The sequence below is a fragment of the Rhodopila sp. genome (assembly GCF_965277825.1).
In the GTDB taxonomy this organism is placed as follows: Bacteria; Pseudomonadota; Alphaproteobacteria; order Acetobacterales; family Acetobacteraceae; genus Rhodopila.
Genome location: NZ_OZ255846.1, coordinates 1,249,124 through 1,268,322 on the forward strand (window position 1 = coordinate 1,249,124; position 19,199 = coordinate 1,268,322).

At 65.5% G+C, this 19,199-nt stretch carries 21 protein-coding genes; 9 read left to right on the forward strand and 12 right to left on the reverse strand.

Annotated elements, in window-relative coordinates:
• Nucleotides 1-21 precede the first annotated feature (21 nt).
• The gene (locus tag ACQY4T_RS06315) at nt 22-690 is read right to left on the reverse strand and encodes a class II aldolase/adducin family protein (protein WP_428539013.1); all 669 of its coding nucleotides are present in this window, start codon (nt 688-690) and stop codon (nt 22-24) included.
• Nucleotides 690-1,742 (reverse strand): zinc-dependent alcohol dehydrogenase family protein, encoded by a 1,053-nt coding sequence (locus ACQY4T_RS06320; RefSeq protein WP_428539015.1) that lies wholly within the window; start codon nt 1,740-1,742, stop codon nt 690-692. Before ACQY4T_RS06320 ends, ACQY4T_RS06315 begins: the two co-directional genes overlap by 1 nt.
• Nucleotides 1,743-2,091: 349 nt before the next feature.
• Between ACQY4T_RS06320 and ACQY4T_RS06325 the strand changes: the two genes are divergently transcribed.
• Together ACQY4T_RS06325 and ACQY4T_RS06330 are read left to right on the forward strand one after the other, a co-directional pair.
• Complete coding sequence (locus ACQY4T_RS06325) at nt 2,092-3,243, forward strand: amidohydrolase family protein (RefSeq protein ID WP_428539017.1); 1,152 nt, start codon at nt 2,092-2,094, stop codon at nt 3,241-3,243.
• Nucleotides 3,244-3,389: 146 nt separating this feature from the next.
• Nucleotides 3,390-4,607, forward strand: coding sequence for an MFS transporter (locus ACQY4T_RS06330; protein ID WP_428539019.1), 1,218 nt, complete (start codon nt 3,390-3,392; stop codon nt 4,605-4,607).
• A 352-nt stretch (nt 4,608-4,959) separates the two neighbouring features.
• Here ACQY4T_RS06330 and ACQY4T_RS06335 read toward each other — a convergent pair whose 3' ends face one another.
• The 4 genes from ACQY4T_RS06335 to ACQY4T_RS06350 form a co-directional block, all read right to left on the reverse strand.
• Nucleotides 4,960-5,118 (reverse strand): hypothetical protein, encoded by a 159-nt coding sequence (locus ACQY4T_RS06335; RefSeq protein ID WP_428539021.1) that lies wholly within the window; start codon nt 5,116-5,118, stop codon nt 4,960-4,962.
• Nucleotides 5,119-5,126: 8 nt separating this feature from the next.
• Nucleotides 5,127-5,780, reverse strand: coding sequence for a phasin family protein (locus ACQY4T_RS06340; RefSeq protein WP_428539023.1), 654 nt, complete (start codon nt 5,778-5,780; stop codon nt 5,127-5,129).
• A gap of 209 nt (nt 5,781-5,989) precedes the next feature.
• Nucleotides 5,990-8,254 carry a glycogen debranching protein GlgX gene (gene glgX / locus ACQY4T_RS06345; protein WP_428539025.1) on the reverse strand — a complete coding sequence of 755 codons (2,265 nt, stop codon included), beginning with the start codon at nt 8,252-8,254 and terminating at the stop codon, nt 5,990-5,992.
• Nucleotides 8,255-8,323: 69 nt separating this feature from the next.
• On the reverse strand, nt 8,324-8,554 hold the full coding sequence (locus tag ACQY4T_RS06350; RefSeq protein WP_428539027.1) for a CsbD family protein: 231 nt from the start codon (nt 8,552-8,554) through the stop codon (nt 8,324-8,326).
• Nucleotides 8,555-8,659: 105 nt separating this feature from the next.
• Between ACQY4T_RS06350 and ACQY4T_RS06355 the strand changes: the two genes are divergently transcribed.
• The 4 genes from ACQY4T_RS06355 to ACQY4T_RS06370 all read left to right on the forward strand — a co-directional run bounded on the left by ACQY4T_RS06355 (nt 8,660) and on the right by ACQY4T_RS06370 (nt 10,629).
• Nucleotides 8,660-9,367 carry a 2OG-Fe(II) oxygenase gene (locus ACQY4T_RS06355; RefSeq protein WP_428539028.1) on the forward strand — a complete coding sequence of 236 codons (708 nt, stop codon included), beginning with the start codon at nt 8,660-8,662 and terminating at the stop codon, nt 9,365-9,367.
• A gap of 211 nt (nt 9,368-9,578) precedes the next feature.
• Nucleotides 9,579-9,887 carry a type II toxin-antitoxin system MqsR family toxin gene (locus tag ACQY4T_RS06360; protein ID WP_428539029.1) on the forward strand — a complete coding sequence of 103 codons (309 nt, stop codon included), beginning with the start codon at nt 9,579-9,581 and terminating at the stop codon, nt 9,885-9,887.
• Entirely contained in the window at nt 9,880-10,326 is a 447-nt protein-coding gene (locus ACQY4T_RS06365) for a type II toxin-antitoxin system MqsA family antitoxin (protein ID WP_428539030.1), read from the forward strand. The genes ACQY4T_RS06360 and ACQY4T_RS06365 overlap by 8 nt, the downstream gene beginning before the upstream one ends.
• Before the next feature lie 6 nt (nt 10,327-10,332).
• Nucleotides 10,333-10,629, forward strand: a complete 297-nt coding sequence (locus ACQY4T_RS06370; RefSeq protein ID WP_428542750.1) for an integrase core domain-containing protein — start codon at nt 10,333-10,335, stop codon at nt 10,627-10,629.
• 42 nt (nt 10,630-10,671) lie between these two features.
• On the opposite strand, the gene ACQY4T_RS06375 is transcribed toward ACQY4T_RS06370, so the two are convergent.
• Both ACQY4T_RS06375 and ACQY4T_RS06380 read right to left on the reverse strand, forming a co-directional pair.
• Nucleotides 10,672-12,309, reverse strand: a complete 1,638-nt coding sequence (locus ACQY4T_RS06375; protein WP_428539032.1) for a GMC family oxidoreductase — start codon at nt 12,307-12,309, stop codon at nt 10,672-10,674.
• 29 nt (nt 12,310-12,338) lie between these two features.
• Complete coding sequence (locus ACQY4T_RS06380; protein ID WP_428539034.1) at nt 12,339-14,048, reverse strand: GMC family oxidoreductase; 1,710 nt, start codon at nt 14,046-14,048, stop codon at nt 12,339-12,341.
• Nucleotides 14,049-14,272: 224 nt separating this feature from the next.
• Here ACQY4T_RS06380 and ACQY4T_RS06385 point away from each other — a divergent pair, with 224 nt between their 5' ends.
• The 3 genes from ACQY4T_RS06385 to ACQY4T_RS06395 all read left to right on the forward strand — a co-directional run bounded on the left by ACQY4T_RS06385 (nt 14,273) and on the right by ACQY4T_RS06395 (nt 16,202).
• Nucleotides 14,273-14,494, forward strand: coding sequence for a hypothetical protein (locus ACQY4T_RS06385; RefSeq protein WP_428539036.1), 222 nt, complete (start codon nt 14,273-14,275; stop codon nt 14,492-14,494).
• A gap of 78 nt (nt 14,495-14,572) precedes the next feature.
• Nucleotides 14,573-14,794 (forward strand): hypothetical protein, encoded by a 222-nt coding sequence (locus ACQY4T_RS06390; protein ID WP_428539038.1) that lies wholly within the window; start codon nt 14,573-14,575, stop codon nt 14,792-14,794.
• A 130-nt stretch (nt 14,795-14,924) separates the two neighbouring features.
• On the forward strand, nt 14,925-16,202 hold the full coding sequence (locus ACQY4T_RS06395; RefSeq protein WP_428539040.1) for an ABC transporter substrate-binding protein: 1,278 nt from the start codon (nt 14,925-14,927) through the stop codon (nt 16,200-16,202).
• Nucleotides 16,203-16,335: 133 nt separating this feature from the next.
• On the opposite strand, the gene ACQY4T_RS06400 is transcribed toward ACQY4T_RS06395, so the two are convergent.
• The 4 genes from ACQY4T_RS06400 to ACQY4T_RS06415 all read right to left on the reverse strand — a co-directional run bounded on the left by ACQY4T_RS06400 (nt 16,336) and on the right by ACQY4T_RS06415 (nt 19,144).
• A complete protein-coding gene (locus ACQY4T_RS06400; RefSeq protein ID WP_428539042.1) occupies nt 16,336-16,806 on the reverse strand; it encodes a hypothetical protein in 471 nt (156 codons plus the stop codon).
• Between the two features lie 175 nt (nt 16,807-16,981).
• Nucleotides 16,982-17,854: an SH3 domain-containing protein gene (locus tag ACQY4T_RS06405; RefSeq protein WP_428539044.1), complete on the reverse strand. Its 873-nt coding sequence runs from the start codon at nt 17,852-17,854 to the stop codon at nt 16,982-16,984.
• Between the two features lie 56 nt (nt 17,855-17,910).
• On the reverse strand, nt 17,911-18,336 hold the full coding sequence (locus tag ACQY4T_RS06410; RefSeq protein ID WP_428539046.1) for a DsrE family protein: 426 nt from the start codon (nt 18,334-18,336) through the stop codon (nt 17,911-17,913).
• Nucleotides 18,326-19,144, reverse strand: coding sequence for a HesA/MoeB/ThiF family protein (locus tag ACQY4T_RS06415; RefSeq protein ID WP_428539048.1), 819 nt, complete (start codon nt 19,142-19,144; stop codon nt 18,326-18,328). Before ACQY4T_RS06415 ends, ACQY4T_RS06410 begins: the two co-directional genes overlap by 11 nt.
• Nucleotides 19,145-19,199: the final 55 nt, after the last annotated feature.

Consider the following 19,199-nt stretch of genomic DNA (forward strand, 5'->3'; position numbering starts at 1 on the left):
GTTCGGCTGGAAGCGCGGTGGTCAGGGCACGGCTTGATCGGGCTGCCGGTCCGACCGTTTCGGGTCGGGCTGGCGCGGGCCGTAGGTCTTGAAGCGCTCTTGAGCATCCAGCATCTGCTGTTCGGTCAACAGCCTGGGGGTTCCCGCCGACAGCGCCAAAAGATACTGCCGGCATAACGTTTCCAGCAGCACGGCCTGGGAGAGTGCGTGTTGCGGTGTTCGGCCGCAGACGATCATGCCGTGATTGGCCAGCAGGCAGGCGCTGCGTCCGGCGATCGCCCGGGCGGCATGGTCGGCCAGCGCCTGCGTGCCGAATGTTACGTAGGGGGCGCACCTCACCTGGTCGCCGCCGAACTGCACGACCAAGTAATGAAAAGCCGGCAGTGCAGACCCCAGGCAGGCCAGCGCGGTGCAGGCATCGGCGTGGCTATGCAGGATGAACGCGGCCTCGGGGCAGGCCGCGTAGACCGAAGCGTGCATCGCCCATTCGCTGGATGGCACGGCCTGGTCCTGTGCCACACCCTGCATCGTGACCGCCACCAGATCGGTGGCAGCCAGCGATTCGGGGTCTCCGCCGGACGGAGTGATCAGCATCCCCGGTTCGGTTCGCGCGCTGATATTGCCGGCGCTGCCGACGATCAGGCCGCGCGCCGCGGCCGCCTTGTAAAGCCAGGCGACCTGGTCGCGCATCAGATCAGGAACACGCCCTTGCCGTCGGATTGCTGGTCGAACAGCTTGTAGGCTTCCTCGGCCTGATCCAGCTTCCAGCGGTGGGTGAACAGGCGGTCCGGGTCGACCTTGCGCTCGACGCAGAAATCGGCGCACTCGGCCTGGATGATGTTGGAGAAGGTCCACGACGCCAGCAAGGTCAACTGGCGGCGCAGCAGATGCGGGCTGACATCGATATGGACGTCGCCGCCTTCGCCGACGAAGCACATGGTGCCCCACACCTTGGTGGCGCGGATGGCATTCAAGCGGGCCTCGGCGTTGGAGGAGGTATCCAGGGTGAGGTCGGCGTAGCGGCCGCCGGTGAGGTCCTTGATCGCCTCGACCGGGTCGTTGGAGCCGGGATCGACCACGTCGTCGGCGCCGAATTGTTTGGCGCGTTCCAGGCGCTGGGGGTTGATGTCGAGCGCGATCACCCGAGCGCCCATGGCCTTGGCGAATTGGGTGCCGGCGAGACCGACCGGGCCCTGGCCGAAGATCGCGATGGTATCGCGTCCCGAGATGTTCATCCGGCGTAAGGCGCCGTAGGCGGTGCCGGAGCCGCAGGCGATGGCGGCGCCGGCGGAGAAGCTGAGTTCCTCGCGCAGTGGCACCAGGGTGTTGGCCGGCACCAGCAGGTATTTGGCGTGGCCGCCATGGGCGTTGTTGCCGTAGACCTTGACCGGAACGTTTTGGCAGAGTTGCTGCCAGCCGGAGCGGCAATGGCCGCACTGGGTGCAGCCCTGGTAGTGGTGCACCATCACGCGTTGACCGACCTTTGCCTCCGTCGGCAGCACGTCCGGGCCGATCGCGGCGACCACGCCGCACGGTTCGTGGCCGGCGATGGTGGGGTTCGGGTTGGGGGGCAGACCGGTGGCGTTGCGCGGCTGGGTCTTCGGCCGGCGGTATTGGTGCAGGTCGGAGCCGCACATGCCGGAGGCTTTCATCTCCACCACCACCTCGCCCGGGCCGGGCGTGGGGTCGGGGAATGTCATCAGGTCCAGTCCGCGTTCGCCGGTGAACACAACGCCTTGCATAGATTCCTCCCGTCGATTGCGTTGCGGCAGTCTAGGGCGTTTCGGGCTGGCGCGAAACCGGTGGGGAGCGGATGCGGCTGGCTGCTTGTGTCGATTCGGAGGGGCTCGGGTCATTTCGCCGCGACCGCGATTGGGGCATCGGCGTCGCGGCGCGGTTTGACGCCGGATGAGGTTCGGAGGCGGAATGTCGCACCGTGCGGATCGATCAGTGGCTGCGCGGATGACGCGACGGCGGGGACGTCCCTCGGTTCGGGCAGCGGGCAATTCGGGGGGCGGGCAATTCGGGCAGCGGGCAATTCGGGCAGCGGGCAATTCGGGAGGAAACAAAGTGGATTCACGCAGGCATTTCATGACGCAGGCGGCCGTGGCCGGCATCGTCTTTTGCGGCTGCGGCTTGTCCGTTGCGGCGCATGGGCAGCAGGCCGAACCGGGCCAGGCCGAACCGGGCCAGGGTGGGACGGGCCAGGGTGGGACGGGCCAGGGTGGGACGCGGCGGGGTCGGCCGGCTCGGCTTCCGGTCACGGTGGACGGCAGACGGGTCAAGACGATCGACGTGCATTCGCATTGCCTGTTCCGCGAGGCCGCCGACCTGCTGGGCGAGCAGGGCGCCAAGGCGCTGGTGCCGCCGATCGATAATGCCACCGAGGCGTATCTGGTGATCGAGCAGCGGCTGAAGGCGATGGATGGCCAAGCGATCGACATGGAGGTGCTGTCGATCAATCCGTTCTGGTACGAAAAGGATCGCGATCTGGGCGAGAAGATCGTCACGATCCAGAACGAGAAGCTGGCGCAACTGGTGGCATCGAAGCCGGACCGCTTCGCCGCGTTCGCGTCGCTGACGCTGCAGGACCCGGCGCTGGCGGTTAGCCAGCTCGAAACGGCGATGACCAAGCAGGGGTTGAAGGGCGCGGCGATCGGCGACCAGGTGGCCGGCGATGAGTTCTCCAACCCGAAATTCGACCCGGTCTGGCGCAAGGCGGAGGAGCTTGGCGCCGTGCTGTTCATCCACCCGGAGGGCGTGCCGGAGTTGAACAAGCGGTGGAAGGGCAACGGCTGGCTGGCGAACACGATCGGCAATCCGCTGGCGACCACGATCGCGCTGCAGCACCTGATCTTCGACGGATCGCTGGACAAGTTTCCCGGCCTGAAGGTGTTGGCGGCCCATGGCGGCGGGTATCTTGGGTCCTATGCGCCGCGATCGGACCATGCCTGCACGGTGGCGCCGCAATTCTGTGATCCGAACATCAAGCTTAAGAAGCAGCCGACGGCGTATCTGGAGCAGATCTATTTCGATTCGCTGGTGTTCACGCCGGAAGCGCTGCGCCATCTCGCCGCGCAGGTCGGGACCAGCCAGATCATGTTGGGCAGCGACTATCCGTATATCTGGGAATTGCATCCGGTGGATCCGATCTTCGAGACCGCCTCGTTCAGCGACCAGGAGAGAGCGGCGATCCTGGGCGGCAACGCGGCGAAGCTGTTGGCGATGAAGCGGGCGACGTAGCGCGAGAGCCGGTATTGGCGCCGGCGATCCGGTCATTGGCCCGTGGCATCGACGCCACGTTTGGCCGATGCCAGAGTCCGGGGCGCGGATCGCTGGAGGGATCGAAAGTTGATGGCTACGCCTGGGCTTGTTTGCGCGGTCCTGCCTTGAGCACTGAATCGACGGGCGCGCTGCTGCGTTCGATGCCGCTGTGGCCGCTGACCTCGACGCTGGCGGTGCAGACTTTGGCGACAATGGCGCTGTATTCGGTGCCGACGGTGGCGCCGGAGGTGGCTCGCGACCTTGGGGTGAACGGCACGCTGGTCGGCAGCTTCGTGGCGCTGGCGTATGGCGTTGGGATCGTATCGGCGCTGGTCTCGCCTGGCATGGTGCTGAAGTATGGCGGGGTCAGGGCGACCCAGGGGGTGTTGCTGGCGGCGGCGGGGATGCTGGCGCTGGCGGCCTTTGGGTCCGGCGTGACCGGTCTGGCGCTGGCCGGGATCATCCTGGGGCTGGGCTATGGGGCGGCGGCGCCGGCCAGCACTCATTTGCTGGTGCCGCAGACGCCGATGCCGGTGTTCAACCTGGTGATGTCGCTGCGCCAGATCGGGGTGCCGTTCGGCGGGGTGCTGGCGGCGCTGATCCTGCCGAAGCTGGCGCTGGCGATCGGCTGGCGCGGCGCGCTGCTGAGCGAGATGGGACCGATCCTGCTGCTGATGGTACTGATGGAGTTGCCGCGCCGGCGCTGGGATGTGGACCGCGACCCGGCGCGGCGGGTGTTCGGGCGTGCGCTGTGGCAGCCGTTTTCCTTGCTGGCGGAACCGCGGTTCCGGCGGCTGTCGGTTGCGGCTTTCGTATATGCCGGCCTGGCGCTTTGCCTGGTGGCGTTCATGACGGTGCAGTTGACCACCGTTGTCGGGCTGGATCTGGTGCAGGCTGGGGAGATTCTGGCGGCCTATCAGATCGCCGGGTCGGTGAGCCGGCCGATCTGGGGCTGGATCGCCGACCGGTTGCTGACCCCGGCGCAGACCTTGGCGATGCTTGGGGCTGGGATGGCGATCGCCTCGGTGGTGACCGGGCTGTATGGCCCGGGCTGGCCGTTCTGGGTGGTGACGGCAAATGCGGTGCTGGCGGGGGCCACGGCGGGCGGCTACACCGGGGTGGGCTACGCTGAGTATGCGGCGCTGGGAGGGTCGCGCCGAACCGAGGCCACCGGGCTGGGGACGGCGATTTTCTTTGCCGGCGGCATGGCGGCGCCGCCGGTGTTCGGGGCCGCGGTCACCGCGTTTGGCGGCTACCACGGCGCCTATGTGATCGGCGCGGTCTTTGCGCTGGCCGGAGGAGTGTTGCTGGCGTTGCCGACGACGGCGCGGCGGGCGGGTTGAGGCGGCAGAGGCGGGCGGGATTGGCGCGGTCTCAGGGTGTGGCTTCCTGGGAGATTTGACCGCTTGGCTCCCAGTGCTCGTCTCCTCATCGGCCATTCAATGGACTGCTGGGCGGATTCAACACGAAGACACAATGACACGGAAACGTGCAGGACATCTGTCGCATTAGGGGGAAACTGGCAACGGTTGGTGGCTTCCGATTGCCTGGTTGGCGACCGCTCTCAGCCGGCTTGTGCGCCGCCGCGACAATGCCGGCGTTGCAAGCCGATCGAAGGCGCGGCCCTTCACCACACGCCGACGGATCGGCCGTGGGATGAGACGGCACCGAGGTTATGTAACCACGGGCCTCTGGTCAGGCCCGCAGCGGTTCGGGAGGGGGCTCTTGCGGGATCGGGATCGGCGCGGGCGGTTCCTCGATCGGAGAGGGGTCGTCGGGATCGGGGACGGCTGGCGGATCGCCTGGGGGAACCGGCGGATCCGACAGCAGGGCGAACGGAGAACGAAGGGTCAATGGGCGTTCTACTGCAACGGCCGGACGGCATCCTGGGCGGTGCGACCGGCGATCTGCAGCAGGCGGCTGGTCGATTCGAAGGCGTGGTTGATCGCGTCGATGTAGAGATCGCGTTGCACCTCGGCCAGTTCGATAATGTTGTTGCATCGCAATAGATCCTGCGGTTTGTGCGCCGCGTTCTCGAACGAGGTGTCGAGCATTTCCAGCCAGGCGTGCTGCATGTTCTGCAGACCGCGGCCGAAGGTTATGCAGCTTGAGAATAGCGCCTGCACCCGTTCGGCCGAGCGTTCGGAGGCGTCGCGATAGACGTCCATCGCGTTCGCCGCGGAGGCGAGCAGGTGATGGCCGCGGCCGAAGCTGATGTCGGCGGCGCGGCTGCCCAGGCCGGCGGCGGTGCGAACGCCCATCATCATGGCCGCACGGCCCTGCTCGGCTGCCTTGGACGACATGTTGGCGGCGGCGTTGGCGGTCTCGGCGGCGGTTTCGGTCGTGCTGTGACCGGCGGCCATGGCGCGGTCGGCGGCGTGCTGGCCGACTTCGTGGGTTTCATGCATTGCCGCCTTAGTCGAGCGGGCCGCCGTATCGACGGATGTCTGGGTGGACCGGGAGGCGTGGTCGGTAGCCTTCTTCGCGGCCTCGGCGGCCTTCGACGTTTCTGACATGACATATCCTAACGCGGATAGATTGCGGATAGATTCAGGATGGCGCCCGAACAGTCGGTCATGACCGGCCGATCCGCTGCAGGCGACGGGTTATGACGTCGCCCCGCGGACTTGACTAGCGGCGGTCTTGCCGCTTGCCGGACTTGACTTGTACCGGCTTTGTTTGTGGCGCAGGGGCATCATAGCGCGGAAAACCCGTTCGGCGAGAATCACGGAGGCGTTATCTCGGCTCCGTCCGAGAGGGCTCGTTCCGCCTCCGGCCCGGCTTCCGGCGTCGCCATCGGGATCGGGCGCTCGGCCATCTGGCGGAAACCCTCGATTGCGCGGCGCAAGGCGACCGATCGCTGGCTTTCCGGTTCCAGAACGAACAGGACGAGAGAGCGACCGGTTATCTCGTAGGTTTCACCTGTCTGAAAGGATTCGTCGCTGCCGGTGTCGGGATTGTTGGTGTCGAGCAGGCAGCGCCAGAGCTTGCCGCCGACGACCTCGGGCAGGGCGAAGTTGACCACGTCATGATGGGCGTTGAGCACCAGCAGAGCGGTCGCGTCCATCGCCGGGCGCTTGATGCCGCTGGCCTGGGCACGGCCGTCGAGCAACATGCCGAAGCAGCGGGCGTTGCTGTCGCCCCATTGCGCATCCTCGATGTCCTGGCCGGACGGCGATAGCCAGCGCACATCGCGAACGTCGAGGTCCTGATTATATTCGCCGGTGAGGAAGCGGGAGCGGCGCAGGATCGGGAAGGACTGCCGCAGGACGATCACCCGGCGTGCGAACTCGGCCAGTTCGACCTCCTTTTCGCCGAAATTCCAGTTCACCCAACTGATTTCGTTATCCTGGCAGTAGGCGTTGTTGTTGCCGTCCTGGGTGCGGCCAAATTCATCGCCGGCCAGCAGCATCGGGGTGCCCTGGGCCAGCAGCAGGGTGGCCAGCATGTTGCGCTTCTGGCGTTCGCGCAGGGCGACGATCTCGGCGTCGTCGGTCGGGCCCTCGGTGCCGCAGTTCCAGGATTGGTTGTCGGAATGGCCGTCACGGCCGTCCTCGCCGTTGGCGTCGTTGTGTTTTTCGTTGTAGGAGACCAGGTCGTTGAGAGTGAAACCATCGTGGGCGGTGATGAAGTTGACGCTGGCCCAGGACTTGCGGCCGCGATGGGCGAATTCGTCGGCCGAGGCTGACAGCCGGGTCGCCATCGCGGCCTGTTTGCCTGAATCGCCTTTCCAGTAGGATCGCACGGTGTCGCGGAACTTGTCGTTCCATTCCGCCCAGCCGGGTGGGAAGCGGCCGACCTGATAGCCGCCGGGGCCGATGTCCCAGGGTTCGGCGATCAGCTTGGTGGAGGACAGCACGGGGTCCTGCAGGCAGCTTTGCAGGAAGCCGTGCGCTTCGTTGAAGCCATCGTGTTCGCGCGCCAGGATGGTTCCGAGGTCGAAGCGGAAGCCGTCCACGCGCATTTCGGTGGCCCAATAGCGCAGGCTGTCGGTGACCATCTGCACCACCCGAGCATGGCTCATGTTGAGGGTGTTTCCGGTGCCGGTGTCGTTGATGTAGTAGCGCGGCTGGTCGGCGATCAGCCGGTAGTAGGACAGGTTGTCGATGCCGCGGAATGACAAAGTGGGGCCGTTTTCATTGCCCTCGGCGGTATGGTTGTAGACCACGTCGAGGATGACCTCGAGGCCGGCGTCGTGCAGGCGGGCGACCATTTCCTTGAATTCGGAAAACACGAAGTCGGGGACGGCGGAATAGCGCGGATCGGGGGCGAAGAAGCCGATCGAGTTGTAGCCCCAGTAGTTGGTCAGGCCCTTGTCCAGCAGGTAGCTGTCATTGGCGAAGGTGTGGATCGGCAGCAGTTCGACCGAGGTGACGCCGAGCGACTTGATGTAGTCCACGACTTCCTTGCGGCCGAGGCCGGCGTAGGTGCCGCGCAGGTGCTCCGGCACCGCGGGGTGCATCTTGGTGTAGCCGCGGACATGGGTTTCATAGACGATGGTGCGGTCCCAGGGCACCGAGGGGGCGCGCTCGCGGCCCCAAGTGAAGGCCGGATCGATGACCCGGGATTTCGGCATGAAGCGGGCGCTGTCGCGGTCGTCGAAGGTGGTATCCTCCTTGCCCATGGTGTAGCCGAACACTGCGGGGTTCCATTCCAGGCTACCGACATGGGCCTTGGCATAGGGGTCGAGGACCAGCTTGTTGGGGTTGAAGCGATGGCCGGCGTCGGGTTCGTAGGGGCCATGCACGCGGTAGCCATAGGTGGTGCCGGGACGGGCGTCGGGCAGGTAGCCGTGCCAGACCTCGTTGGTGTATTCCGGCAGTTCGATCCGCTCGAGTTCATTGGCGCCGGTGTTGTCGAACAGGCAGAGTTCGACTTTCGTGGCGTTGGCAGAGAACAGCGAGAAATTGACCCCCAGTCCATCCCAGTTGGCGCCGAGCGGATAGGGTGAGCCTTCGCTGACGCGCGACTTCAGGATGGTAGGTGGCATCGGGACCTCTTGCTTCGTTGGGCAAAAAAAGGGGGGCTCGTGCCCCCCTTCAGATCGTGCGGTTCGGCGTTACGCTGTCAAGCGGCCGAGCACATAGCCGATCGCCAATGCGACCAGCGATGCGACGATCGGCTGCGCCTTGACCGCGTCGCTGAGTTGCGAGGCGGCCTGCTGCGCCTGGCCGGACGCCTGGTTGTAGACGCCCTGCGCCTGGGTCTTGCCATCGCCGGTCAAGTTGCCGGCGGCTTGCTGCACACGGCCACCAAATTCACGTGCCGTGCCTTCTATGCGATCGTCCATTCCAGCCTCCTACTTCACCGGGAAAGGGGGTAACGCGCCGGGTGAGTTCGGGTTGCAGAGCACAAAGCGGAAGGTGGTGCGGCGGAAAGCTGATATGGAGGGCGGATGCAAGATTTTGATCCGCGATCAGCGACGTTCGAGGCCGGGAGCCTGGCCGGCGATCTGGCGGCCCAGGGCTACGCGACGCGACCGCTGCTGGCAGCCGATACGTGCCGGGCGCTGGCGGCGCTGTATGATGACGACGCTCGGTTCCGCAAGCGCGTGGTGATGGAGCAGCACGCTTACGGTGCCGGGGAGTACAAGTATTTCGGTTACGCCTTGCCGGACACCGTGGCGGCGCTGCGCGCGGCGCTGTATCCGCCGTTGGCGGCGGTGGCGAACGAGTGGCGCGGGCTGTTGGGGCAGGCCGAACGGTTTCCCGACTCGCTGGACGAGTTCCTGGCGGTCTGCCATGCGGCCGGGCAGACCCGTCCGACGCCGCTGTTGCTGCGCTATGGCGTGGGCGGGTTCAATTGCCTGCACCAGGACATTTACGGCGAGCGGGTGTTTCCGTTGCAGGTGACAGTGCTGTTGAGCGAGCCAGGGGCCGATTTCAGCGGCGGCGAGTTCATCATGGTGGAACAGCGTCCTCGGGCGCAGTCGCGGCCGATGGTGGTGCCGCTGCGGCAGGGTGAGGCGGTGATTTTCCCGGTGCATCACCGGCCGGGCGTTGGCGTTCGGGGGCCGTATCGGTTGACCATGCGGCACGGTGTCAGCCGGGTTCACTCCGGGCGGCGGCACACGCTGGGGCTGATTTTTCATGACGCGGCGTGAACGGGGGGCGTGAGCGGGACGGCGAGCGCCGGAACGGCGCGGTGGCCAATCGTTGTGCCCACCGCGGTGTTGCGTCACGGGCGCATCACCCGCACCAAGCCAAAGCCGAAGCCGAGCTGACCGGGGCTGAATGCGTAACCGGCTCCATTACTAGCCATTCCACATCTCATAGGACCGCTTGATTAAACACCTTAAAGGTGTATTTTGATGCATGGCGGAGAAGCGAAAACCGACCTATGACCTCGAAGCCTTCAAAACGGCAGCGCCGCGAATGCGCGTTACAGTCGTAGCTACGCGGACTGCCGCGGCTCTTGGTTTTGCGCGGGCCGATATCGTGGCGGCGGTTCAGACCATGCGGCGAACGCACTTCTACAAATCCATGACTTCCTACGGGGACCATCGGATTTGGCAGGACACGTATCACGTCCCTTCGCCGGTCGGGACACTCTATGTCAAATTCACGGCTGATGCCGTGACGGAGTTTGCCCTGCTGTCGTTCAAGGAGAAAGACAATGACTAACCCTGTCGATCCGAATACGGGAGCCTCGCTGCATCGGGATGTCCGGCCCCTAACCATCACCTATCAGGGCGAAAGCATCACCGTGGATATGCCGGGCTGGTACGGCGATCAGCCGGATGAAGGCGTTTTCGATCCTGATGATATGAAGGTTTCCGATCGTGCGTTGAACAGGCTCAAGGCCCGTACCGAAGGATTGCTTGAACCGGCAGATATTCGGCGCATTCGCAAGAAGCTGGGCCTCACGCAAGCCAAGGCAGGCGAGGTCATCGGTGGCGGACCACGAGCGTTTCAAAAGTATGAGTCAGGCGATGCCCTTCCCAGCCGCGCGATCAGCAGCGCGCTGGTTCTGCTCGATCACGACCCGAACGCATTAAAGGTGCTGGAAGCCCGTGCTGCAGTGACACCAGCACGCCGTCACCACGCCGTGCCGCAGGCTTGATAATCTATATCTGACGGGCCGCATCGGGCGGCGGCCATGCCGCTTTGGATCACCGACTACAACAGCAACCGGCCTCATTCCGCCCTAAGTGGCAGACCGCCGCTGACGTGTCTTGCAGCCCCTCGTGCTCAGACGATGACCACATCTACCGACACATCCGATACCGAGCCCGGCTTCGTCGGCATGGCCGGGGTCAAGCCTCGCGAAGCGACCGCCAAAGGCGGCTTGGGCTTGACGCTGGTCGCGTCGGCGCAAGCACAATCCCTCATCGGAGGAGACAACGTCCTTGGCAATGACACCTAGCTCTTTGTTTGAGCAAGCAACTTTATCAGCCTGGCTTTCCGGTCAGGCTGATGTTGCTCTGGGATTGAGGGTTTGCTTGGCGTCCTGTTGGATCATGTCGGCGGCTTTTTCGGCAATCATGATGGTCGGAGCGTTGGTGTTGCCGGCGACGATCACCGGCATGATCGAGGCGTCGACGACGCGCAGGCCGGCGATCCCATGCACGCTGAGGCGTGGATCGACCACCGCCATCGGTCCCTGCCCCATGGCGCAGGTGCCGACCGGGTGCAGGTTGGAGACGCCGCGTTGGCGCACGTCCCGGGCGATCTCCTCATCGGACTCGGTGGCAGTGCCGGGGGCGGTTTCCTCGACGATGAGGTGTTTTAGCACGTTGCTGCCGGCGATGCCGCGGGCGATGCGGACACCGGCGATCATCACCCGCATGTCGCTATCGTCGCGCAGGAAGTTGAAGCGGATTTCGGGGGCCGCCAGCGGGTCGGGGTTGCGCAGCCTGACAGTGCCGCGACCCTGCGGCGCTAGATGCACCGGGCTGATCGAAATGCCGGGAAACGGGTGGGAGACGATCCCGCTGGCGGTGCGGTCGATCGTGCTCCAGGCCGAGATGTTGAACTGCAGGTCGGGCCGCTCGAGACGCGCGTCGCTGCGCACCATCGCGCCGACATACATGCCGTTGCCCGACATCGGTCCGGAGCGCAGGAACACGTAGCGGGCGCCGGCGGCCAGGCGGTGCGACAGGCTGTAATGCAGCGCGTTCAGCGACAGGTTGCGCGAGATCCGGTAGGTGCAGAAGGTGTTGAAATGGTCCTGCAGATTGGCGCCGACGCCGGGCATGTCGCGCACCACTTCGATGCCCATGTCGGCGAGATGGCTGGCGGGGCCGAGGCCAGAAAGTTGCAGCAACTGCGGTGATCCGTAGGCGCCGCCCGACACGATCACTTCGCGGCCGGCATGGGCAACCTGTGGGCCGGCTTGGGTGCGGAATTCGAGGCCGGTCGCCCTGCTGCCCTGAAATAGCACCCTGGTGGCGTGGGCGTTGGTGATGATGGTCAGGTTGGGGCGGGGCTTGGCCATCCGCAGGTAGGCCGCGGCGGTGCTCCAGCGGCGGCGGTCCTTGGTGGTGGTCTGGTAATAGCCGCAGCCTTCCTGTTTGGCGCCGTTGAAGTCGGGATTGAATGGGATGCCGGCCTGCTGGCAGGCGGTCAGCAGCAGCTTGGCGATTTCCCATTCGTAGGGCTGGTTGGAGACCCGCAGCGGTCCGCCCGAGCCGTGGTAGTCGTCGGCGCCGCGTTCGTTGTCCTCGGCCTTGCGGAAGTAGGGCAGGACCGAATCGTAGTCCCAGCCTTGGTTGCCGAGCTGGCGCCACTGGTCGTAGTCGGCGGCGTTGCCGCGCATGTAGATCATGCCGTTGATCGAGCTGGTGCCGCCCAGCACCTTGCCGCGCGGCTGGTACATGGTGCGGCCGTTCAATTGCTGTTCCGGTTCGGACTCGAACTTCCAGTTCACCCTGGGGTCGACGAAGGTCTTGGCGTAACCCATCGGGACATGGATCCAGGGATTGGTGTCCTTGCCGCCGGCCTCCAGCAGCAGCACTCGGTGGCGGCCGGATTCGGTCAGCCGTGCGGCGAGCACGCAGCCGGCGGAGCCGGCGCCGGTGACGATGTAGTCGTAGGTATCGGCCACGCGTGGTCTCCCGTAGGTTTCGGTAAAGTTTACGCGGCCAGCGGGGGAGCGCCAGTTGGCGCGGTGCCAGGTGGGGCTGTGCCAAGTGGGGCTGTGCCAGGTGGGGCTGTGCCAGGTGAAGCGGTGCCAGCTTGGGTGTCCTGCAGCAGCATTGCCGCGGCCTTTTCGCCGATCATGATGCTGGGGGCGTTGGTGTTGCCGGCCACTACCGACGGCATGATCGAGGCGTCGGCCACGCGCAGGCCGGCGATGCCGTGCACCCGCAGTCTGGGGTCGACCACCGAGTTGGTGCCGGTGCCCATGGCGCAGGTGCTGCTGGGGTGGTGATTGGAGATGCCGGTCTGGCGCACGAAGCTTTCGATCTCGGCATCGGATGTGACCAGCGGGCCGGGGGCGATCTCGGCCGCTACGTAGTCGCGCAGCGCCGGCTGTTCCGCGATACGGCGCGCCAGCCGGATGCCGGTGGTGACCGCGCGCATGTCGTATTCGGTGCGCAGGAAGTCGAACAGGATGACGGGCGGTGCCAGCGGATCGGGGCTGGCGAGCCGCACGGTGCCTCGGCCGTCGGGTTTCAGGTGCACCGGGCTGAGGGTGAAGCCTGGGAAGCGGTGCGGGATGACGCGGTCCTTGGTGCGTTCCAGGGTGCTCCATTCCAGCAGGTTGATCTGCAGGTCGGGGCGTTCCAGGCGTGGATCGGAGCGGGTGAACAGGCCGGCGTGGATGCCGTTGCTGGCCATCGGGCCGGAGCGGAACAGGCCGTAGCGGATGGCCGCGGCGATCTTGCGCGGCCAGGAGTTCTCCAGGTCGTTCAGGGTGATCGGGCGGGTGCAGCGCCAGCTCATGTAGGTGTTGAAATGATCGTGCAGGTTGGCGCCGACGGCGGGCAGGTCGTGCAGCACCGGGATGCCGGTATCCTGCAGGTGCTGGGCCGGGCCGAGGCCGGACAGCATCAGCAGTTGCGGCGAGCCGTAGGTGCCGCCGCAGACGACGACCTCGAGCCGCGCGGTGGCGGATTGTGGGCCGGCGGGGGAGACATACTCGATACCGGTGGCGCGGGCGCCGGCCAGGGTGATTTTGGTGGCGTGGGCGGCGGTGCGGATGGTCAGGTTGGGGCGGGAGCGGGCGGGGTCGAGGTAGGCCTTGGCGGTGCTCCAGCGGCGGCGGTTGGCGGTGGTGGTCTGATAATAGCCGCAGCCTTCCTGTTGGGCGCCGTTGAAGTCGGGGTTGCGGGGGATGCCGGCTTGCTCGCACGCCGCCAGCACGGCCTCGGAGAGTTCGAAGCGGTAGGGCTGGTCGGAGACGTTCAGCGGGCCGCCGGTGCCGTGATACTCGCTGGCGCCGCGGGCCTGGTTCTGCGCCTTGCGGAAGTACGGCAGCACGGAGTCCCAGTCCCAGCCGACGCAGCCGCGCTGGCGCCATTCGTCGTAATCGGCGTGATTGCCGCGGATGTAGACCATGCCGTTGATCGAGCTGGTGCCGCCCAGGGTCTTGCCGCGCGGCAGATAGAGCCGGCGGTTGCCGAGTTGGGGCTGCGGCGCGCTTTCGAACTTCCAGTTGACCGTGGGGTTGGTGAAGGTCTTGGTGAAACCGAGCGGGATGTGGATCCAGGGATTGCGGTCGGGCGGACCGGCTTCCAGCAGCAGCACGGTGTGGCGTCCGGATTCCGATAGTCGGGAGGCGATCACGGCGCCGGCCGATCCGGCTCCGGCGACGATGAAGTCATAGGTTTCCTGTGGCATGTTTCCTGGTGTCCCCTGCGGCGGGCATTTTGGTTCGGGGGGTGAGCTTGCTGCAAGGGTTGGGTCGGTTGCGGCGGTTTCGTCGCGGCGCGTTTGCTGCCGTTGCAAGATGCAGCCGACCCAGGGGTATGCTTGGAATTTGGTCAGGGGATGGCTAGAGTTTCTGTCGCCTTCCCATAATTTGAGCGACTATGGTGAGAAAACCGCGACAATCGGGCCCGCTTGTGGGACGTGGCAAGAATGCCATTCCCCGTTCCGATGATTTTGCTAACGCTAAGATTATCGGCCCGGATCCGGAAGGCGGTTTTATCGGCGACAATGCTGCAGGCCTTACAGACGAAGAGAGGCTTAACTTTTTCATCACCACAGTTGATGAGAAGCTGCGGAAGCTGGGCAGCGAAATGAACGAACTTGCGCAGCGGCTCAGAACGCCGGCGCCCCGGTAGTTGGTATTACCCTGCTTTGGCGCAATATGGAAAATAGCCAGGCAAATCGACGATCTGCGTTCGCTGCGGACCAAGAACGTGGAGGCGTTCAGCCTTATTCACGAACGCCTACGCGCAATCGAAGATCGTTTGCTGAAGATCGAGAGCGGGCAGAACTCCCTTATCAGCGATGCGAAGGCCGCAGCAGGGGCTGCCGCCACGATGGTGGCGACGGCCGCATTGACCGAAACGGTGACGCGTCTCACGCGGATCGAAGAGGACCTTAAGCGCAGCGACCGGCCGCGCCTGACGGATAGATAGCCGGAGCATAATCCAGCGAAACACGCTGATGATGTGGTACTGACCAGGTATGGCTCTCCGGGGAAAGCAGTCCGCTGGCACAACCCGTGCAACATGGTCGGCGAAGCAGCGAAAAGGGAGCGCGGCGAGAATGCCAAGCAAACGATCACTCGGGTTAGGCCGGCGTTCTGTCCTGGCCGGCGCTGGAGTTGCCGCCGGTAGCGGGGCAATAACCGGGTTTCCGACGATCTGGGCGCAGAACATCAAGAACATCACACTGCGCCAGTTCGGCACCGGCGTTTCGAACCTGAATGCGGTGGCGGTGAAGGTGAAGCAGGATCTGGGCTTCACGCTGACCATGACGGCTCTGGACACCGACGCGGTGACGCAGAAGGCGGTCACTCAGCCGAGATCCTACGACATTGCCGACATCGAGTATTTCGCCATCAAGAAAGTATTCCCGACCGGCGTGATGCAGCCGATGGACGCGAACAAGATCAAGCTGGTGGACCAGATCGTGCCGATCTTCACCAAGGGTCGGCTGACGCCGGACACGCCGCCTGGACAGGGCACCACGCCGTATTCGGTTGGTTACGTGGACGGGCCGACCGGCAAGAGCTTCGCCAAGGGGCGGACCGAGTGGATGACGCTGATTCCAACCATCTACAACGCCGACACGTTGGGCATCCGGCCCGACCTGGTGGGGCGCCCGATCAAGAACTGGAAGGACCTGGTCGATCCGGCGTTCCGGGACAAGACGTCGATCATGAACATTCCATCGATCGGCATCATGGACGCGGCGATGATCATGGAATCGCTCGGTCGGCTGAAATACGCCGACAAGGGCAACATGACGCGGCCGGAGATCGACAAGACGGTGGCGTTCCTGATCGAGACCAAGAAGGCCGGGCAGTTCCGTGCGTTCTGGAAAAGCTTCGACGAGAGCGTGAACCTGATGGCGTCGGGCGAGGTGGTGATCCAGTCGATGTGGTCGCCGGCGGTGGCGGCGGTGAGGTCGAAGGGCATCGCCTGCAAATACCAGCCGCTGGCTGAGGGCTACCGCGCCTGGGCTGGCGGGCTTGGCATGGCGAAGCATCTGAGCGGGCTGGAGCTGGACGCCGCGTATGAATACATCAACTGGTATCTGTCCGGCTGGGTCGGCGCCTATCTGAACCGGCAGGGCTATTACAGCGCGGTGCTGGAGACGGCGAAGCAGCACATGACGGCGGACGAGTGGCGCTACTGGATGGAGGGCAAGCCGGCGCAGAAGGACATCCTGAGCCCGGAAGGCAAGGTGATGGAAAAAGCCGGCGCGGTGCGCGATGGCGGGTCGTTCACCGAACGCATGAGCCGGATCGCGTGCTGGAATTCGGTGATGGACCAGGACCGCTACATGGTCCAGAAATGGAACGAGTTCATCGCCGCCTAACAGGGATCTTCGGCGGAACCATCGCGGTCAGGTGGCCGGACGGATTAGGCAGCGTGATGGGCGGGCGTGCGATGGCCCCAGAGGTGATGATCAGGCTGGGCTGTCCGGGCAGCGGCCCCGGGCGCCGGGGGTATCAGATCGGCACCAGCCGCAGGCAGCCGGCGCGACGGCCGGCGTCGAACAGGAACGCCATCAATTGGCCGGCCACCGGAAAGCCGCTGGTGCGGGTCACCGATGTGAGGCCCCATAGGTCCTGCACTGCGTCGGCCGCGCCCATCAGCACCGGATCGCCTTCGGTCAACAGCATGATCGGCAGTTCGCGGTTGTAGCGGGCGATGACCTTCATGGTGTGGAAGCCGTCCTGCTCGTGCCCGTCGACGGATCCGATCACCGCCATCGGACGGTGTTCGCGCAGCACCTGGGCCAGATCGGTTCCGGCTGAAACGACTTCCATTCCGAGGTCGAGAAAGTCGCAAACCGGTGCGAGGCAGGCGATGGTCGCCGGATCGTCGCTGACCACCACGACGACACCCGGCCGAGCGCTAGTCATCATCTCGACGACGTTTACATCCAAAGACAAATTCCCCGGGGCGAGCATGTTCATGACTTCTGCCTTGTTCGAGCGGACCCGGCGTTTGGCTGGGCGGACGATCACATTCTGGTGAATATGTTAACGACCCGCTAGCCTGTCCAGGAGTAGTTCCGCGTCGAATCTCGGCATTTTGCCGTGAATCATCGTTAATTTCGCCGGATCATAGTCGATTTGACAACAGTTGTCATCACGGAGCGACCGCCTCGTCGGGTAGGGTCCCCCAGAATTGCTCGCGGCGGAGAAACCCGCGGTAAGATCCGGCCTGCACGTTGCACCAGTCCGAGGCGGCCGCGCAGGAGCGGATGCGGCCGATCACCCCCGGCTTCAGGATGGCGACGGACTTTGCGGTGTCGCTGGTCTCTGAGCGCAGCGTGGCGTCGGCTTTTTGCACGATGAAACTGCGCCGCCCCATCAGGGTGGCTCCGTGCACCCAGCCTTGGATGCCATCGGCATCGCGCACCCAGCGCCAGACGTCGAACTCGCGCTCGATTTCCACCGGCAGGTCGCGCCGCTTGTAGACCCAGTCGATGCGGTAGCGGGTGCCGGGGCCGGCGCGCATGTTGACGTCATCGGAGCGCAGTGATGCGAAGCGCGGCAGTTTCGTCGCGACGGCGTCGGGTTTCTCGGGATCAGGCGGTTTATCGGGTACCGCGGTCTTGGTCTCGGCGGACGGTTGCGGCTGCGGCTGCGGAACTGGCACTGGGGTGGCGGGCGGAGCGGGTGGCGCGGCTTTGGCCGCGGGTGTGCCGGTTGGGTGATGCGGATGCAGCGGTCCGTGCGGCGCCACCACCGGCGGTTTGGTCGCCGCGGTTTCGGCCGCGGTATGGACCGGTTTGCGCGGCGCGGCAGTTGGTGGTTTCACCGCTGGTTCGCGCGCCGGCGGCTGGTGCTGGGGACCGGATGGCAGCCGCAGCGTGCCGGACGTCGGCGGCTGTGCCGAGGCTTGGCTGATGCCGCAGCAGAAATCTCGCCCCGCGCCGGTTTGAGCGCCGACGCCCCAGGTGCCGGTCGTGGTGATCACCGACGCCAGCGCCAACACAACCCGAGCGGGATAACGCATTCACTCTCCCTGCCAAGCACGGCCGAATCGAGTCAAGCGTAACCATCCACCCAGGGTCAGATCGTGATCACGGTCGCGGTGCCGACGGCGGACAGGAAGGTGGCGACCCCGGCCACCTCGACTTGGGGCAACAGCAGCGATGGGTCGATCGCCTCGGCGCGCAGGCCGGCCTCGCAGACGATCATGCGCACGCCGATCTGGGCGCAGGCGTCGCGCAGCGTGTCCAATCCGGCGACGCCATTGGCTTCGATGCGGGCATCGCGGTCGGCATCGCGCAATGCCGTCCAATCGCGACACAGCGCCAGGCAGCCCCGATTGGTGGCGAACAGCACGACGTGGCGACCGAGCGCGGCGGCGGCGGAGGCGACGACGAAGGCGTAATGTGCCCGGTCGTGCGATCCGGACAGCAGCAGCACGCCGAGCGTAGCAGCCGGCGCGCCACCAGCCGGCCCGCCATCAGCCGCCCCGCCATCAGCCGGCATGGGTGGATCCATCCGGGGTGCGGTGCGCGGTCAGGTCCTTGATGGTCGCATGCGGGCCGCACAGGGCGCAGGATGGGTCCGGCCGCAGCTTGATGTCGCGGAACCTGGCCGACAGCGCGTCCCAGACCAGCAGGCGGCCGGATAGCGTGTCGCCGATGCCGAGGATTTCCTTCAGCACCTCGGTGGCCTGCAGCGTGCCCATCACGCCGGTGACCACGCCCAGCACACCGGCCTCGCTGCAGGTCGGCACGGTGCCGGGTGCCGGTGGTTCGGCGTATAGGCAGCGGTAGCACGGTCCGCCGGCATGCGGCTTGAACACCGAGAGCTGACCCTCGAAGCGCAGCACGGCGGCCGACACCAGGGTGCGTTTCGCCAGCACGCAGGCATCGGCGACCAGGAAGCGGGTGGCGAAGTTGTCGGTGCCGTCGCAGACGACGTCGTAGCGGCCGATAAGGTCCAGCGCGTTGTCGGCGGACAGGCGGGCGGCGTGGGCCTCGACCTTCAGATCGGGATTGATGGCGTGGGCCGCCTGGGTTGCCGAGGCGACCTTGGGCGTGCCGATGCGGTCGGTGGTATGGGCGATCTGTCGCTGCAGGTTGGACAGGTCGACCACGTCGTCGTCGATCACGCCTATGGTGCCGATGCCAGCGGCGGCCAAGTATAGCATCAACGGCGAGCCCAGGCCGCCGGCGCCGACCACCAGCACGCGTGCCGCCTTTAGTTTGGCCTGGCCGGTGCCGCCGACCTCCCGCAGCAGGATGTGGCGGGAGAAGCGTTGGATTTCGTCTTCGCTGAAATCGAGGTCCATGGTGCAGATGATAGGATGGCGAGACGGCGGATGACAGGGGACTGTGAGAGGAACA